We start from the raw sequence: 17416 nt of genomic DNA, 5'->3' as shown, positions 1-17416 counted from the left end.
AGTCCGATCTTTCAAATCCCGGCATTTTTCAGCATTCGGTTGAAAAATGCCGGGATTTTTGTTGCCTGGTGTTGCAGGTATATAGGCAGTAAATCAGTAATTTATGTGGCTTCTTAGGTCAGTTGTCATCAACTTGCATTAGTCATGTATACCACAGCCACCAGCACCCTCACCAACCGTATCAGGTCGATCGACACCGTCAGAGGCCTGATCATTATCATCATGGCGCTCGACCATGTGCGCGACTTTTTTCATATCGCAGGCGCCACTGGCGACCCTACCGACCTTGCTACCACCACGCCCGCATTGTTTCTTACCCGCTGGATCACGCATTACTGCGCACCTTCGTTCATGATGCTTTCGGGGCTATCGGCCTATTTGTCCGGGCAGAACAAGACGGCCGCGGAAAAGTCGGCCTTCCTGATCAAACGCGGTTTCTGGCTTATTCTAGTGGAAATGGTGTTTATGACGTTCGCATTCACCTTTGATATTTATTACAAAACACTCTTTTTTGCGGTGTTCTGGGCACTCGGCGGGGCCATGATCGTGCTCGGTGTTGCCGTGCGATTTGCTTCGCCCAAAACCGTTCTGATACTCGGACTGGCATTGGTGCTTGGTCACAATCTGCTGGATTATGTGAAGTTGCAGGAAAACTCGACGGCCGACATCCTGCTGCGCATATTCTTTACCGGTAGGGGAACATTCCTGCCCCGTCCCGACGGTGGTGCCATTGTCTTCCTGTACGTGATATTCCCCTGGGCGGGTATTATGATGTCGGGTTACGGACTGGGCATGCTGTATAACCGCAATGCGGATCCCACGCGACGCAAGAAGCTGCTCATCCTGATCGGCTCGGTGCTTACCGTGTTGTTTGTCGTGCTGAGGCTGATCAATGGATATGGTGATCCGGCTCCATGGTCGACGCAGGATACAGGTATCAAAACTTTCATGTCCTTCCTGAATGTGACCAAATATCCGCCTTCGCTGTTCTTTACTTTCATGACGCAGGGGCCGATCCTCATTCTACTTGCCCTTACCGAGCAAACGGATAACGCATTCAGCCGTATTTGTACGGTTTATGGCCGGGTGCCATTCTTTTTCTTCCTGGTGCATTTCTACGTCATTCACATCATGACTATGGTGACTGTGTTTCTGTCGGGCTATACCTGGCAACAGGCCACTGACGACAGCCTGTTCTTCAAGTTCCGGCCCAACGAATTCGGGTATCCGCTTGGGCAAACCTACCTGATCTGGATTTTGATCGTCGTGGCGCTATACTGGCCCTGCAAGTGGTATGGCGAGTACCGGGCACGTAAGCGGACATGGTGGCTGAGCTATTTGTAAATGTTTTTCAATTTAAATACAAACTGCATGAAGCATCTTTTGCTCCTGTTCTGCTTTTTTGCGCCTCTGATCACCAATGCCCAGGCCCCGGAAGAAAATTACCCGGTAGATCCGGCATCGGAAGAGCATCCGGATGTACCAAAGGGGGAGGTCCTGAAATTTGTGTTTGACCAATCCAAGATATTTCCGGGTACGTGGCGTGAGTATTGGGTGTACGTGCCGGCGCAATACTCGCCCGACACGCCCGCGTGTGTGTACGTGAATCAGGACGGTATCCAATGGAAGGCGCCGACGGTGTTCGATAATCTCATTCATCAAAAGGAAATGCCGGTAACGATTGGCGTTTTCGTGATGCACGGGCGTGTGAAAGCCGCAGACCCGGCTGCTGCCAACGACCGCTTCAACCGCAGCTTTGAATATGACGGTCTGGGCGACGCCTATGCACGATTTATTCTGGAAGAAATCCTGCCGGAGGTTGAAAAGAAAAAAACGAGTGACGGCCGGCAGATTCGCCTTTCCAAAAACGGAAACGACCGTGCGATCGGCGGTTCGAGCAGTGGCGCGGTGTGCGCATTTACCGCCGCTTGGGAGCGCCCCGACGCATTTTCCCGCGTGTTCAGCGCGATAGGGACTTATGTGGGCCTGCGAGGTGCAGACCGTTACCCGGCATTGCTCAGAAAGGTCGAGCCGAAGCCTATCCGTATTTACATGCAGGACGGTGCCAACGATCTGAATATCTACGCCGGTGACTGGTGGATGGCGAATCAGACCATGCTTCGTGCGCTGACGTTTGCAGGTTATGAAGTGCGGCATCAATGGGGTGAGGGAGGCCATAATGGTAAGCAAGGAACATCGCTGTTCCCCGAAGCAATGCGCTATTTATGGAAAGGCTGGCCGGAGCAGATCAAAAAAGGACAGTCGCAGAATGCATTTCTATCGGCTTTGTTGATCCCGGGCGAGGATTGGATGGAGGCAGCGGATGCTTTTCCAATAAAGGGGAAACCGACACCTTCCAGCGAGAATTCTTTGAAAACACTGAAGGCCGCCGCCGCAGCCCTTTCTCCCGACCAGACGTTGGTTTACACTGTTGACACCTCCTCGCACTGGGTGTATTCCTATCAGATTCAACCGAACCGAAAACTGGCGTACAGACAGCGCTTTGGATGGCTACACGCGTCCGATGCTGAAAATAAAGCGGGCGCTTCCGGCATTGTTTGTGACCGCGAGGGCCGGATTTATGTTGCTACGAATTCAGGCGTGCAAATCCTCGATCAGACCGGACGCGTGAATGCTATTTTGCCTACACCCAATGGTGCGGCCAGCAAAATAACATTTGGCGGAGACAATTCCGATGTGCTGTACATTAAAATCGATGGCAAAACTTATGGCCGCAAGCTGAAAACCCGCGGCATAAATCCGGGGGAAGCGCCCAATAAACCGGACGCTCCCAAATTGTAGGCAGCTAGCCATTCAGGAAAATAGCGAGGATCACCAATGCGCCGGCGGCGAGGCTTATCGAGCCTGCAAACGGGAAGAAGTACATGAATTCGATAATTCCCATGGTGAGGTAACCGATCCCAATGGGCGTAAGCACTTTGCGGGCAATGTCCTGGTAGCTGTCGGCATACCGCGCGGCCGACAGTATGAGGGCTATCGACATGCCATATACGACGAACAGGATAAGGCCATAACCTTCATAATATTCACCCATACTCCGCATTACGCCCATGAACTCGAATTTCGGTCCGGTCATCTGCCGGATCACCTCCTGTTTGACGGGATCAGGGGTTTCTTTCCAGGAGAAATGGCCGAAAGAATGCCCGATTAAGTGAATGAGGATACACAGCGCAGCGATGCGCAGGACGAGTCTTGGTTTCATGGGGTAGCGTTCGATTTAGTTTATCATTCCATCACGATGCTCTCGAACTCCGCCAGGCGCGGGAGTACGACACTGGCCGTGCCGTCTTTCCAGGTAAAGCTCAAAGGCTTGTGATTCGTCAATGTAAACACTTTTTGCGGTTTTTTCGACAGCCGGATCCTGAATTGCAGATCGTTGACAGGCAAGGGTTGGAAGTAGGTATTTCCACTGAAACCGGTAAGATTGATTAAATGCAGAATATGGCCGTCAGAGGTGTTTTTTGACTGATTTTCGGGGGTGTTTTTGGTAAACTCCTTCAATACCGTTTCGACGCGTGCCGGCGCATTCGTCTCGAAATTCTGTGCGATTTCGGGTAGCATGTGGCGGATCATATCCAGCAAAAGGTTCTTGTGTTCCTGATAGCCATGCATGTAGTAGATCCGACCGAGGTTAATTGGGAAAAGTGCTGCCTTGCTGTTCGGATGGTTTTTAATACCCAATGCATAGTAACCGGTAGGATCGTGACCGCCGATGATTTCCGGAGGGCCTGGGCGGCCTTTTGCTAAAATCGGAAGCAGTTTTAGGTCGGCACCCGACAGATCGTAGAGCCCGAGGTTGAATTTCCAGAAAAGCATGCTTTGTCCCTTGAAGCTCTTGAAAATGCCCCGGTCGTCGGGTACGAGGTAATTTCCCGCGCCGTCGTTATCCTTTTTCTCAATTTTTGCACCGAAAAGCGCCTGTAATGCCTCTGGACTATCAAACAACGTCCGATTGGTGGCGATCAGGTGGGTACCCTGCTGGCTGGCTTCTTTCAGCACGCGGAGCGCTTCGGGTTTCAGGTAGGTGATTTCCGGCAGGATGATCAGCTTATAGCCTTTCACTTTTTGTTCAAGGTTCGCAATCTGGCCGTCTTCCACGATATCAAATGGAATATGTGCTTCGCGGAGCATAAGTTGTATGCCGCGGTATTCCTGCATGGGTTCGCCGTTGGGCCAGGCTCCCGGGGCAACGACTGCTATTTGGGCCACTGATTTGTATTTGCCGAAATAGGCCTCATTCTTTTTATGAAAACCATAGACTTTCCTGAAAACAGGATAGTTGCGCTCGTCTTCATACCCGCGCATATCGCCCATCATGCTCATGTCCAGGCCCGAGCCATTGGCGATATTTTCGTACAGTCGGATCCTCGTCTCTTCCGGCTCCACTGCATTGTAGCGCGACTGGAAAGATATTTGCTGAATGCTCGCATTGCTGATAATGTGATCCGGAAAGGAATTGACCGCATTGCCGACATTGTCGGATGCGGTGTAAGGCCAATAGGGCAGGGTGGTCATGCTTTGCGACTCGTGGCGGATGATGTCTACAAACTTGTCAGAGTAAGTACAGATGGCAATCTGCTCATTTCGGGATTTTACCAGCTTGTGCAGCTTCTCCGACCATTCTTCCACGGTCACTTTTTTGAATTCAAGGTATTGCTGAAAAAGCGGATCTGCTTTGTTTTCCTCAGTAGGCAGCGCCTTGCCACCGCTGAATTCCCCAAAACGCTTTTTATCGTACTCGTTCTGATCGATGCCATGGTATTTACCTTCATACGGGTTATTGACCTGATAACCGGGCATATTCAGGAAAATTCCGTCGATTGGGAAGGTATTGATCACCTCTTCAATGATATTGAAAGCCTTTTCCTGCACATAAGGTGCGTTGATCGATACTACGTACATATCGGTATTGATGATACGCTCACCTTTGGGGGAAATGTAGCACCAGTCGGGATGCGCCTTGAAAATGCTTTCGTGCACGCGGCTGAAATCAAAGCGGACAATAACCTTAATGCCTTTATCGTGGCATTTGCGGACAATATCAGCCAGTACATTGTTGTCTTTCAGGTAGGGATTACGGTAGTGAAAATCCAGCCGGGAAGAGTAGAAAGCCATAATGCCGCCGGCATTGATCAAAAGCGTGTTGGCCGAGCAGCTGACAAGGTCCGTTACAATCGAATCGGCGTTGATCGTCGCTGCCTCATAGGCGGGCAGGTTCATCTGAATAACTCTCAGATTGTTTCTTTTCCACCAGAGATCGGCCTTGTTTTGCGCGAGGAGACAGCCTGTGTTCAGTATAAAGTAAAGGAGTAGAATATGGCTTTTCATACCAAAATGAATGATTTGGTGGAAAAGAGCCGGGCCTTATTGCATCTACTTGATGGAGGTAGATTGATTTTTACGCGAGCACACTATTCCCGGTGCTTATAGCCGAATGCGACGAAAAAGAGTAGCAGACCGACTAATCCAAGTGCCCAGGACAGCGAAGTGATTTCGGCGAGCACGCCAATCAGCGCAGGGCCGGCAAGCTGGCCGGAATAACCCAGAATGGTAACTGCCGACAAGGCAATGGATGGCGGGACATTAGGGATACGCCCGGCGGCGGTGAAGAATATCGGTACCACGTTGGCAGCGCCCAACCCGACCATGACAAACCCGACCAATGCCGCCATGGCGGAAGGGATCGTCACAGCGACAATAAAGCCGGCGCCGGCCAACAACGTGCCGTAAAATACGACTTTTGCAGGCCCCAGCCGATGGATAAGGCCGTCACCTGTGAGGCGCATAATGGCCATGGCCACCGAGAATGCTGCATAACCAAGTCCGGAGAATGAGGGATCGAAACTGCGCGAAAATTGCAGGAAAACAGCACTCCAATCGAGTAGGGACCCCTCGGCAAGGAAAAGGATAAAACACATGATGCCGAGCAGTACAACAGGCCCTTTTGGTAAAACGAAGCTGGTTCCATCCATTTTGGCTTCTTCCGAGTGCGGTAGCAGGTAGCGTGATTGGGTTACTGTAATAAAGACGAGCAAAGCGGAAATCGCAACTGCCGCGTAAGTGGGCGAGAGTCCGGCTTTGATCAAAAAACCAAGTCCTATGGAGCCCATGAGCCCGCCAAGACTGAACATCCCGTGAAAAGAAGACATAATGTGGCTGCCGTGCCGTTCCTGGACCACCACGGCCTGTGCATTCATGGAAACGTCGATAGAGCCTATTCCAGCACCAAACACAAACAATGCAGCTGCAAGTTGGTAGGGAGAACCTGCCAGGAGCAGTAACGGAAGGAGCGAAGCAATTACCAATGCCGAAACGATTGCCACTGCGCGGCTGCCGTATTTATTGATCAGCAAGCCGGTGAGTGGCATCGTCAGGATGGCTCCCGCTCCTAACGCGAGCAGGACCACGCCCAAATCGGCGTCATTCAGGCCTAGTTTGATTTTGGCAAAAGGGACCATCGGCGCCCAGCTGGACAGGCCGATGCCACAAACTAGAAATATCAATAAGGTTGCTCTCCTGGCTGCGCTGATTCTCAGTTTCTCTTCCATTAATGTAAGCGTGGATTTTCTACAAAGAAATATAATTTTGCAGAAAATTGCAAAATATTGCAAAAAATAGCATTCTGTTTTTGCAAGCTGTCAGAGCATCTATGTAAAAAAGAGGCCAGGTTTTGCGACCTGGCCTCCGAACATGCCATCAGATGTTTTTCTTTTTGGATTCTTTCACCGCGAAGTCCACCGCTCGCGCCGTAAGCGCCATATAAGTAAGCGACGGGTTCACGCACGACGCGGAAGTCATGGCGGCACCGTCGGTAACGAATACGTTTTTCACCGAATGGAGCTGGTTGTTACCATTCAAAACCGACGTTTTGGGATCACGTCCCATGCGGGCGGTACCCATTTCGTGGATCGCCATACCCAGGTATGAGCCGTTGTCGTAAGTGCGGACGTTCTTAACACCCGATCTTTCCAGCATTTCGGCTGCGTCGTTCATCATATCCTTGCGCATTTTCTTCTCGTTTTCGCGAAGGTCTGCATCGAAAACAACCGCGGGAATACCGAATTTGTCTTTTTTATCCTTGTTCAGGTACATCCGGTTTTCATGGTAAGGCAATGTTTCGCCGAAACCACCGAAGCCCATTGTCCAGTTGCCCGGCGTGGTGAGTTCCTCCTTGAAATCGGCGCCGAATGCCAGTTCAGCAATGTTGCGTTGCCATCCCTGGCGGCCACCGCCGCCCTGGTAACCGAAGCCGCGGAGATAATCACGTTTGTCGGAGCCGACGTTGCGGTAACGCGGTACATAGATACCGTTCGCCCGGCGGCCGAAGTAATATTTGTCGAGGTCACCTTCCCAGGTGCCACTCGCGCCTGTACGGAAGTGGTGGTCCATCAGGTTATGGCCCAGCTCGCCCGAGTCGTTACCCATTCCATTCGGGAAGCGGTCGGAAGTGGAGTTGAGGAGCAATGCCGTGGACGCCATTGCGCTTGCGCAAACGAAGATGATATTTGCAAAAAACTCGCGCTCCTGCAAGGTAACCGTGTCAACCACGCGTACACCGGTAGCGCGGCCACCTTGTTTTTTACCGTCATATATAATCTCGCGAACCACCGAATCGGGGCGCAGCGTCAGCCGGCCCGTTTTCATAGCCGGCGGCAATGTCGACGACTGGGTGCTGAAATAGGCGCCGTAAGGGCAACCGTAAGAACAGCGGTTACGGTATTGACAAGGGCCGCGACCGCCGTCGAGCTGTATCTTGGTTGGTTGCGAGAGGTTTGCAACACGTCCGATCGTCATAACACGTCCGGGGAATTCCTTTTCAAGACGCTTACGAACTTCCTTTTCGACGTGGTACATTTCCATGGGCGCAATGAAGTCGCTGTCGGGCAACTGCGGCAAGCCGAGTTTCTCTCCCGAAATACCCACGTGCTTTTCGACATAGGAATACCAGGGAGCAATGTCTTTGTAACGGATCGGCCAGTCGACTGCGATACCGTCTTTCAGGTTGGCTTCGAAGTCGAGGTCGCTCAGCCGGTACGACTGCCGTCCCCACATGATCGATTTCCCACCGACGATATTCGGACGGAACCAGTCGAAGCGCTTTTTTTCTTCGTAGGGCTGGTCCATATCGTTCATCCAGTACTTCTCGGTCATTTCGTTGTATGGATAATCGCGCGAGAGGAATGGGTGTGTTTCTTTTTGTTTGACTGTCAGCCGCCCATTGTATTGGGTTTCCCAGGGAGCTTTCAGTGCATTTTCATAGCCCGTTACGTGTTCAAGGTTCTTGCCTTTTTCAAGCATGAGCACTCTCAGGCCTTTTTCGGTCAGTTCTTTCGCCGCCCAGCCGCCGGAAACTCCGGAGCCAATCACGATGGCGTCGTAGGTGATGTCTTTTTTTGCGTCAATATTCAGGTTCGCCATTTTTCTTAGAGAGTTTGGAATGTCAGGTAGTAGTCAGGTCGTCATGCGTTGCCTGCCGCTACTATCCCTTTAAATGTTTCCGGATTAAAGAGCCCAGCTTTTCTGTCCTTTCGGCATGGGCCAGCTGCCTTCAAACCGGCCGGGGATCGGCAGGTAGTCGAGTGCCTTCGTTGCGCCGATTTCAGAAGTGAAGTAGCCCGTAACGGTGAGCCCCTTCATTTGCAGGAAAAAGGGCTTGTCGGAAACAGTAGTCTTTTTGATAATGTCGTTCTTCTGTGCAGCGTCCAGCTCGGCAAAATTCTTGGAGTATGTTTCCTTGGCGAGCGCATCCACTTTGGCAAGACCATCATAGAATTTTTTCTGCTCCTCCATCGGGTAGCAGTCGCGCATGACGCGTACGATGAATTTCTCGGCCCCGGCGGCTTTGGCGCCCGGCGTGCCGGTGGTCGGGATGATCACATCCGCAACTTCCGCAAGCAGGGCTTCCTGCTGATCGGATACTTCGAGGGATGGGCCGAAATTCAGACGTTCGCCTGCGATGCCGGCCATAAGCGGGGCCGAAATAGCGCCGCCAAGCAGGAAGGTTATTCTTTGAACAGCTTCTCTACGGTTCATGGTTAGGTTATTAAGTCAGGAATTCAAATTGCTATAAAAAATATCCTTTAAAGATAATTAAGAAGGGCGTTTTTGGCATCAAAACAGAGCCTTTTTTCCGAATATTCATCCAAAAAGACCATTTGCACATCAAATTTCGTGAGGTCCAGATCCTGTGATGATATTTGAATCATATTATTGGACTAGGGGCTGAGGCAACAGCCAGTCAGAGATCCATCAGAGATCCTGTTGCGCCAGTTAAAGGTTAGGTAATAGAGGAACGTTGAGTAAATAATGTGGATATCTTCCCTGAGTTTCAGGGGAGATATTTTTTTGAGAGGCATCCCAAAAACCTAAGTACAGTTCATAGTGTGTAACCAACCTGACTAAACGAACAGCCGAGATCGTCGCAGTTCCTGGGAGACTGGCGGATTCCTGATTGTACGATTGAGGCCAAAAGGCCGGACCCGTCCGGCCTTTTTTATGCCCTGTTGCGTATAAAAGGGGCTTTTGACTTGCCGTTTGGGGATTTTATCCTTTAATTGGCCGCCGCCGCCGGGGGGCGCGTCACGCAGGCTGCACAAGCCGCGCTTTATTCATTTTAACGTCAACTCAAATGGAATACAGACAACTGGGAGGATCGGGCCTGAAGGTACCGGTACTTAGCTTTGGTACCGGCACTTTTGGAGGTACCGGTGACTTCTTCAAGGCTTGGGGCAATACCCAGGTTGATGAAGCTACGAAGCTGGTGGGGCTGTGTATGGATGCAGGGCTCAATTTCTTCGATACGGCTAATGTCTATTCACAAGGATTGTCCGAGGAAATCCTTGGCAAAGCGATTATCGGGCTGCGTGATAAGATTATTCTTTCCACAAAAGCTACATTCAGAATGGGCGATAAGCCGAACCAGTCGGGTTCCGGGCGTTTTCACCTGATCAAGGCTTGTGAGGACAGTCTGCGCAGGCTTCAAACGGATTACATCGATGTTTACCATATGCACGGCTTCGATGGTACCACCCCGGTTGAAGAAACACTCAGTGCATTGAACGACCTGATCCGTGCGGGGAAAGTCCGCTACATTGCCTGCTCCAATTTTTCGGGCTGGCACCTGATGAAATCACTATCTATTTCGGAACGGTATGGTTGGGCAAAATACATTGCTCATCAGGCGCATTATTCATTGTTGAGCAGGGAGCTGGAGTGGGAACTGATGCCGCTCGCCGTCGATCAGAAAGTAGGAACGATCGTATGGAGCCCGTTGTCGGCAGGACGGCTGGGAGGGAAATACCGCCGGAGCCAGCCTCTTCCGCCGGAAGGGCGTATCGCACAGGGAGGAGGAGAAGGGCCCGCTATACCCGAAGACTTTTTCTTTAACCTCATCGACGTGCTAGACGAAGTAGCGGCCGAAACGGAAAAGACCGTTGCACAAGTGGCGCTGAACTGGCTGTTGCAACGTCCCACTGTCAGTAATATCGTGATCGGAGCGCGCAATGAGGAGCAATTGAAGCAAAACCTAGGTGCTGTGGGCTGGAACCTTACATTAGCACAGGTGAAGCGCCTGGATGAGGCGAGTGAAAAGTCGCCGATCTATCCCTACTGGCATCAGCGGAAAAATACGGCATTAAATCCCCTTCCTGATTTTTACAGCCATCTGATGGCGCGACAATAAAGAGTGCCGGAGGTTGGGTTTGGGCGATTATACGCCTTGCTACCTGGCCTCCGGGATATAAAGCCCGTGCTGCATGGCATACACAATGAGGTCGGTGGTGCGGCGTACTTTCAGTTTATCCATTACGCTACGGTGGTAGTACTGCACGGTGTGGGCGCTTAATTTCAGTTCATAGGCAATTTCCTTAATGGTATGCCCGCCGCAGACCTTTTGAAGTACTTCTTTTTCCCTCGGAGAAAGGTGCATAACCACTTCCTCTTCCGTGAAAACGCTGTTGATCAGGTTATCACGGATGGTTTTGCCGATGTATTGCTTGCCCGACCGCACCTGGAAGATTGATTCCTTAAATTCCTCGAAAAGCATCGATTTTGACAGAAAACTATTCGCCCCACGCCGGATCGTGTGTTTGACGGTTTGCGCATCGGTGACGGTCGACAGGACTATTACTTTCATTTCCCGCGGTAACGTTGATCGGCACACGTCGAGCAGTTCCAGACCATTCTGGCCGTTGAGGGCCAGGTCCATAACCAGGATATCGGGTGGCGAGGTACTTCTTTCTGTCAGGAAATCCTTACCATCCGTGTAGGCTTCTACCGTTTCTACTTCCGGTATCAGCTTCAACAGGTTTTGAAGGGCATTGGCAAGAAGGAGGTGTTCATCTACTAAAACTATATTCATAGAATTACTTTTGAGTATTATACAACCTAATTTGAGGCCCCGATTTTATACAATTCGATCATTTGATATTTATAGCCGGAAAGGGAAAAATCCTAAAACCCTTGTCGCTTTTTGATATAATTAATTCAGCTACACAAAATACTCGAATATAACGCAAATTGGCCACCGATCGGATCGTGTTAGTTATTTGCCGGTAGTAACTTTCGGTGAATAACTAACGATCACGTGGATAAAATTAGTTCGATACCCCCAATTTTTTGGGGGTGCAATCATACTAAAAATATGTGGGTTTATTTTGATCCATTTATAGATACATTTGCAAATAAGTACTATCTAGTTTGAGAATATAGTATAACTACATGGACGTACTTGATTTCACCCATATTCTTTAAATCATCAACGCCTAAACCATTTATACTACGAATACAAAAATTACCTGCTCATCTCTCTTGACCGGCACTCCGGTTATTCGTTAGACGACACCTTCACAAGAAAGACTATCGGGCGCCTGCGCGTATACAATTAGCGTGCGCTTACCGATGGGGCACCACATTGGATCAGACCACGCTACCGGTTTTGCCGGGATTAGGTTTCTTTTATATAACTGCTTGAATTTCTTGTATTTATGTTCCATTTATCACATAACGGTTTATTTCTATTCTAAATTTCTATCATTATGAAAAGTTCTATCGGCCATTTGATTAAAAAGTTGGCGCCATCGCGGTTCCATCGCGCGACGGCGGCGGCCTTGGTTGCTTCGGCGTTTTCATTCAATACCTATGCACAGGAGTACGCGACCAGCCAGACGAATTCCACAACGAAGGGAGTTTTTTTGGTTGTCGAAGCACCCGGTACCATCAGCGGTGCGGCCAATGCGCTCGGGGCACCTGACAACAGTTATGCGACGCTGACTTCGTCTGGTATTGTCGCATCAGGTTTATCGTTGACGGGTAGTGCAACCTTAAATCTGACGATGCCTACCGCGATTCCTGCTGGTAAAAGGGCTTTTGTAAAGATTCAGCCCCCCTCAGTTACCGGATTAACACTGGACCTGGGTAACCTGGTCAATCTTCTGGGCTTGCTTTCGTCCAACGCTATTCAGGTTACGACCAATGCGGGTACTGCCCAAAGTACACTTGTTAAAGATGGAGCGAACAACCTTTACATTGCAGTTACGTCATCTGCTGCGTTTAGTACGATCTCGCTTAAAGCCGACCTGGCCAATTACACAGGTACACTAGGCCTATCACTTGGTTACCTTACCCTGAATGTTGATGGTGTCGTTTCGTATGAAAATGCGTCTATCGGTGCTTGCGACCTGATTTCTTACGGCTTTACCGGAATCGACCCGGAATCGACCGGTGTTCTCGGCGTGACATTGACGCAGTCTTTGCAGAATCCTCAAAATGCGGTTGACGGTATTATCAGCCCGACTAACTTCTCGTTGCTTCAAAACGGTGCAGTGTCTGTTATCACATCCGTTCATGAGACATTCTATCTGGCCAAATCATCAGCGTCGAACAACGAGTTGGTCGCGATTATTTCGAGACCTCCCGCATTGGCCAATTTGGCAGTTCTCGATAATATCTCGTTTCAGGCATACCTGGGCGACACGCCGGTAGGTGCCGCACAACCGATAACGAATTTGTTGTCGCTCGATTTGCTTGGCCTGTTCCAAAACGATGCGCTGACTCCGGTTAAATTTACACCGGGAGGTAGCTTTGACAAGGTGGTGGTTACGTCTACCACGGGTGTGAGCGCGAACTTGTTCACAGGCTTGCGTATACATGAACTGGCTTCGCGCCCGCCGGTATCTTTTACGGGTGGCAAAGTGACGGCGGGCCGTGTGGGCGATGCAATAAATTCCACGCTGTTTACTGCAACAACCGGTGGTTCCGGAAGTTTCAGCATCCAGTGCGGTTTGCCGACAGACTACACTTATGCGTTGTACCAAGTATCCGCACCGAGCGGTCGTACGATGGCAGGAACGCTTCCAAGCACAGTTACCCTCAATCCGGACGGAACTTTCTCGGGTACTCCGACAGCCGGGCAGGACGGTACTTTTACGTTTGATGTGCAAGCCACGAACCAATTTGGTCAGACAGGCGTAACTAGTTTCACTCTGGCGATCGAAAAAGCGCTGCCGGTTACGTTGGTTAGCTTTAAAGCTTTGAGTGAAGGTCAGACAGCTTCATTGTCCTGGGCTACTTCTGAGGAGACCAACAGCGACCGTTTCGATATCGAGCGTAGCCAGAATGGTAAGAACTGGGTGAAAATCGGTTCACTGTCTTCGCACAAGGAAAGCAATGTGAATCAATATTATTCATTCGCAGATGCAGCACCTTTGAGAGGCGATAACTACTACCGTCTGAAAATGGTGGATCGTGACGAGACATTCGCATACAGCAGTATCGAACACCTGAATTTCAATGGCCTTGCACTGGTTTATCCTAACCCTGTAAGCGCTTCGCAAAACCTGACGTTCAATGTGGGAGATTGGAGCAAAGTAAGCCAGGTGAAAGTGGTGAATACTGCTGGAAAGGTAGTTTTCGAAGCTTCCAATGCATTGCTCTCTGGAATTAGTGCACGCAATCTTGCGGCGGGCGCATATGTGGTACAGGTGACTCATGTTGATGGCACTGTAAGCTCACAGAGATTTGTAAGACAGTAAATGTCCTGTCACACACGATACACACAAACCGCTGGCCCCAAGTCAGCGGTTTGTTTTTTTAGCCGTATTCCAAAAAGGGAGCGCAACTACTTTTTTTGAAACGGCAGAGCGGTATATTTGAGCTTTAAAGTATCCCCGATTATCAACGTTAGTTAAATATGCCTAGCAAAAGAGGTAAAAAGAACAAGTTCAAAAAGGTCCTGATTCCAGTATTGAAATGGGCCAGCGCGATTATCCCGGTTTGTGCTTTCATTTACATACTCTACTACTACAAGCAACTCGATTTCCTGAAACCGAAAGAACAGGTGAAAACGGAGACCAGGGTGCTGAGCTCCGGCGATTCGTTGCAGGCTGGCATAGGGCGCTCGGAGGTGCTGGCGGGCCAGATACACGTTACCAACAACGAATGGCATCAGGTAGGCGGGCTGGCCATCCACAATCTGTTGATTGAAAACACATCCGCTTCGCCGGTAAAAAGTGTGGAGGTGGAATTCAAATACCTCAATGACGTGCAGGCCGTGGTAACGTCCAAGGTGATCACGATCAAAACGCCGATTCCGGCAAAGAAATCAGCAAAAGTATCCGGCCTGAGTGTTGGTTATGTCAACAATTCGGTGGTAGGTTGTGATGTAAAAGTGTTGACTGCGAGGTTGTAACCTTTGTGGTGAAAGCTGGTTGGTACGATTATTTACATGTATCCGCTAAACCTGACTAACAGCGGATACCATGGCACAGTTACTTCAAAACCTCTATAACATTGCACCGATCCTGGCGATGATCGCCCTTGCAGGTGCGGCAGCAGGCGGGTTCTGGCTGGTTGTTGAACTAAAAAAGCGAAGCGTCTACACCCATTACTCGCAAAGTGATCGTTTGTTCCTCAAACGCAATGCCAACAGGCTTCGTAAAATGCAGCTACATTAAGGCAGGGGTATAAAAAAACATCCCAATTACAAAGTAACCGGGATGTTTGATTTTACTCAACGTTATTGAAAACCTTTTGACGGGTTTTCGATACAAACTTAATGATTTCTTTATTCAAAACATTGTTTTTTGTTTACGAAATAATATTTTTTGTAGCCGTTGAGTGTCATGTATTTACTATACGGTTAGCGGTTACGTATCATGCCTGAGTATCAGCTACTATCGTTTTGACCTGGTCGATAAACTTTTGTAAGTCCAGTACCGAATAATGCCGTTTTTTCTCATTTTCGTAGTCGAAATACACAGAAAGCATGCGGTTATATTTGATCAGTGAATCGCTTTTATGCGACTTTAATTCGCGCCCTTTGTATTCGCCGTGCTCGTCCATACGGTCGACCAGATAGGACATCATATAATAATGCATGCCGCTGTCCTGGTCGAATCCTTCGAATTCCAGCGACGCCAGATCGAGTAACTCTTTATCGGCCTCGGGCAGTAGACGGATCGAGTCATTGATGCGGCTATACATCTTCATAATGTCGGAAATTTCGTTGTAGACACTCAGCGGCACTTCTTCGTACAAATTGTTGAATACCTTGGGATACAGGCCGGTATAGCCCTTTTCGAGTATTTCAATCCGCTTTTCGTAGAGCTCGCGTTCATTTTCGTTTCCAATGGTGGAGAGAATTCTGCACTGGTTGATCAGTAGTTGTCGTTCAATCAGGGAAATGCTTTCAGGGATCATATAAAGCTGGTTCGACATTTTTGGTAAGTTAATGGTAATAGACACATTTTGTGCCGGCTTTACTTGCAATGTTCCGGAAAGTTTGCTCCTTTACATTTACATTGTTCAACTAATCTGAACATAAGCCGGTCAATATTCATTTCGACTCAACATATGGAACAATCACACCCCGACTCAACTCGCCCGGATGACAACCATGGCGGAAGCGAGGAGCCGCTTTCCGATTACGTGAAGCGTATGGAAACGGGGGAAAATCTGAAAAGACTTGCTGAGAAACTGGGGAACGACTTGAAAAGCACAAGTAAGCCCGATGTACCCACACCGGACCTGTCTTTTGAGAAATTCGAACAGAAACGAAAAGCGCGGGATCGTCAGTAGCCGTACCAATCGCCCCACCAGTGTTGCAACTTCTTTCTGATCTCTTCTTCCCGTGCATTTCTTCCCGGTTCGAAGAATTTGGTCCCCTTTAATTCGTCGGGAAGGAAATCCTGCTTCGCGAAGTTTCCTTCAAAATCGTGCGAATATTTGTAATCCTTTCCGTAACCGATCTGTTTCATCAGCTTCGTAGGCGCATTACGCAGGTGCAGGGGCACAGGCAGGTGCGCGGTACGCGTGGCCGCTTCGATGGCTTCTCCGATCGCCATGTAGCTCGCATTGCTTTTGGGGGAGGTGGCCAGGTAAACCGCCGTTTGGGAAAGTATAATGCGGCATTCGGGATAGCCGATCACATTCACAGCCTGCATGCACGCATTGGCCATGATCATCGCCGTCGGGTTGGCATTGCCTATGTCCTCAGAAGCCATAATGAGCATTCTGCGGGCAATGAACGACGGATCTTCGCCAGCTACGATCATCCGCGCCATCCAGTATACCGCCCCATTGGGGTCGCTGCCACGGAGCGATTTGATAAACGCCGAAATAATATCGTAATGCTGTTCGCCTGATTTGTCGTAGCGTGCAATGTTCTGCTGGGCTACCTCGGTGACCCATTCGTCGGTGATTTCAATCTTTTTGGCATCGCCTTTGCCTAATACCACCAATTCCAGCAGATTCAGCAATTTGCGGCCATCACCGCCGGAAAGGCGCATTAATGCATCATATGACTTGAATTTGATACTCTTCTCTTTCAGCCAAGGGTCCTTTTCGAGCGCACGGGCAATGAGGTCTTTTAATTCTTTTTCACCGAATGCTTCAAGAATGTACACTTGGCAGCGCGATAGCAACGCCGAGTTGATTTCAAATGACGGATTTTCGGTTGTGGCGCCAATCAGCGTAACCTGGCCTCTCTCCACCGCACCCAGCAATGCGTCCTGCTGGCTCTTGTTGTAACGGTGGATCTCGTCGATGAAAAGGATCGCGGGGAACAAACCGGAAGGTCGTGCAAGTACTTCGCGCAAGTCCTTCACACCGGAGCTAATCGCGCTGAGGTTGTAAAACTGCCGTTTGGTGGTATCGGCAATGAGCAATGCGAGGGTAGTCTTGCCCACACCGGGTGGGCCCCAGAAAATCATGGAGGGAATGGCATTCTGTAAAATGGCCCGTCGTAGTGGTCCTTTTGGGCCGAGCAGCTTTTCCTGCCCTACAAAATCGTCGAGCGTCCGCGGGCGGAGGCGTTCGGCGAGGGGCGTGGTGATGATGTTCATGGGTGAAGTGTCGGAATGTAGCTTGTCAATGTAAAGCAAATTTAACACAAAAAAAG

Annotated in this window: 15 protein-coding genes; 7 read left to right on the top strand and 8 right to left on the bottom strand. The window is 49.8% G+C overall.

Annotated elements, in window-relative coordinates; genetic code table 11:
• The first annotated feature begins 144 nt into the window (after positions 1 to 144).
• Both J7619_RS25690 and J7619_RS25685 read left to right on the top strand, forming a co-directional pair.
• Positions 145 to 1344 (top strand): DUF1624 domain-containing protein, encoded by a 1200-nt coding sequence (locus J7619_RS25690; RefSeq protein ID WP_291205695.1) that lies wholly within the window; start codon positions 145 to 147, stop codon positions 1342 to 1344.
• A gap of 27 nt (positions 1345 to 1371) precedes the next feature.
• Positions 1372 to 2802, top strand: coding sequence for an alpha/beta hydrolase-fold protein (locus J7619_RS25685; protein WP_291205692.1), 1431 nt, complete (start codon positions 1372 to 1374; stop codon positions 2800 to 2802).
• Positions 2803 to 2806: 4 nt separating this feature from the next.
• Here the strand turns inward: J7619_RS25685 and J7619_RS25680 are convergent, their stop codons facing one another.
• The 5 genes from J7619_RS25680 to J7619_RS25660 all read right to left on the bottom strand — a co-directional run bounded on the left by J7619_RS25680 (position 2807) and on the right by J7619_RS25660 (position 9054).
• Positions 2807 to 3223, bottom strand: a complete 417-nt coding sequence (locus J7619_RS25680; protein WP_291205689.1) for an LIC_13387 family protein — start codon at positions 3221 to 3223, stop codon at positions 2807 to 2809.
• 23 nt (positions 3224 to 3246) lie between these two features.
• Positions 3247 to 5349, bottom strand: coding sequence for an alpha-amylase family protein (locus J7619_RS25675; protein WP_291205686.1), 2103 nt, complete (start codon positions 5347 to 5349; stop codon positions 3247 to 3249).
• A gap of 83 nt (positions 5350 to 5432) precedes the next feature.
• Positions 5433 to 6569, bottom strand: coding sequence for an MFS transporter (locus tag J7619_RS25670; protein ID WP_291205683.1), 1137 nt, complete (start codon positions 6567 to 6569; stop codon positions 5433 to 5435).
• A gap of 148 nt (positions 6570 to 6717) precedes the next feature.
• On the bottom strand, positions 6718 to 8439 hold the full coding sequence (locus tag J7619_RS25665; RefSeq protein WP_291205680.1) for a GMC oxidoreductase: 1722 nt from the start codon (positions 8437 to 8439) through the stop codon (positions 6718 to 6720).
• Positions 8440 to 8523: 84 nt separating this feature from the next.
• The gene (locus tag J7619_RS25660; protein WP_291205678.1) at positions 8524 to 9054 is read right to left on the bottom strand and encodes a gluconate 2-dehydrogenase subunit 3 family protein; all 531 of its coding nucleotides are present in this window, start codon (positions 9052 to 9054) and stop codon (positions 8524 to 8526) included.
• Positions 9055 to 9649: 595 nt separating this feature from the next.
• On the opposite strand from J7619_RS25660, the gene J7619_RS25655 reads away from it, so the two are divergent.
• Positions 9650 to 10702 (top strand): aldo/keto reductase, encoded by a 1053-nt coding sequence (locus J7619_RS25655; protein ID WP_291205675.1) that lies wholly within the window; start codon positions 9650 to 9652, stop codon positions 10700 to 10702.
• 39 nt (positions 10703 to 10741) lie between these two features.
• Here the strand turns inward: J7619_RS25655 and J7619_RS25650 are convergent, their stop codons facing one another.
• The gene (locus tag J7619_RS25650) at positions 10742 to 11380 is read right to left on the bottom strand and encodes a response regulator transcription factor (RefSeq protein ID WP_291205673.1); all 639 of its coding nucleotides are present in this window, start codon (positions 11378 to 11380) and stop codon (positions 10742 to 10744) included.
• A 676-nt stretch (positions 11381 to 12056) separates the two neighbouring features.
• Here J7619_RS25650 and J7619_RS25645 point away from each other — a divergent pair.
• The 3 genes from J7619_RS25645 to J7619_RS25635 all read left to right on the top strand — a co-directional run bounded on the left by J7619_RS25645 (position 12057) and on the right by J7619_RS25635 (position 14972).
• A complete protein-coding gene (locus J7619_RS25645) occupies positions 12057 to 14051 on the top strand; it encodes a T9SS type A sorting domain-containing protein (protein WP_291205670.1) in 1995 nt (664 codons plus the stop codon).
• A 158-nt stretch (positions 14052 to 14209) separates the two neighbouring features.
• Positions 14210 to 14707 carry a hypothetical protein gene (locus J7619_RS25640; protein WP_291205667.1) on the top strand — a complete coding sequence of 166 codons (498 nt, stop codon included), beginning with the start codon at positions 14210 to 14212 and terminating at the stop codon, positions 14705 to 14707.
• 70 nt (positions 14708 to 14777) lie between these two features.
• The gene (locus J7619_RS25635; RefSeq protein WP_291205664.1) at positions 14778 to 14972 is read left to right on the top strand and encodes a hypothetical protein; all 195 of its coding nucleotides are present in this window, start codon (positions 14778 to 14780) and stop codon (positions 14970 to 14972) included.
• A gap of 199 nt (positions 14973 to 15171) precedes the next feature.
• Here the strand turns inward: J7619_RS25635 and J7619_RS25630 are convergent, their stop codons facing one another.
• A complete protein-coding gene (locus J7619_RS25630; RefSeq protein WP_291205661.1) occupies positions 15172 to 15735 on the bottom strand; it encodes a YfbU family protein in 564 nt (187 codons plus the stop codon).
• A 135-nt stretch (positions 15736 to 15870) separates the two neighbouring features.
• On the opposite strand from J7619_RS25630, the gene J7619_RS25625 reads away from it, so the two are divergent.
• Positions 15871 to 16095 (top strand): hypothetical protein, encoded by a 225-nt coding sequence (locus tag J7619_RS25625; protein WP_291205658.1) that lies wholly within the window; start codon positions 15871 to 15873, stop codon positions 16093 to 16095.
• Here J7619_RS25625 and J7619_RS25620 read toward each other — a convergent pair.
• The gene (locus J7619_RS25620; protein WP_291205656.1) at positions 16089 to 17360 is read right to left on the bottom strand and encodes a replication-associated recombination protein A; all 1272 of its coding nucleotides are present in this window, start codon (positions 17358 to 17360) and stop codon (positions 16089 to 16091) included. The genes J7619_RS25625 and J7619_RS25620 overlap by 7 nt on opposite strands.
• Positions 17361 to 17416: the final 56 nt, after the last annotated feature.

Source organism: Dyadobacter sp. (genome assembly GCF_017744695.1).
In the GTDB taxonomy this organism is placed as follows: Bacteria; Bacteroidota; Bacteroidia; order Cytophagales; family Spirosomataceae; genus Dyadobacter.
Note: the sequence above shows the minus strand (reverse complement) of the source record. Positions and strands in the feature narration are given on the sequence as shown.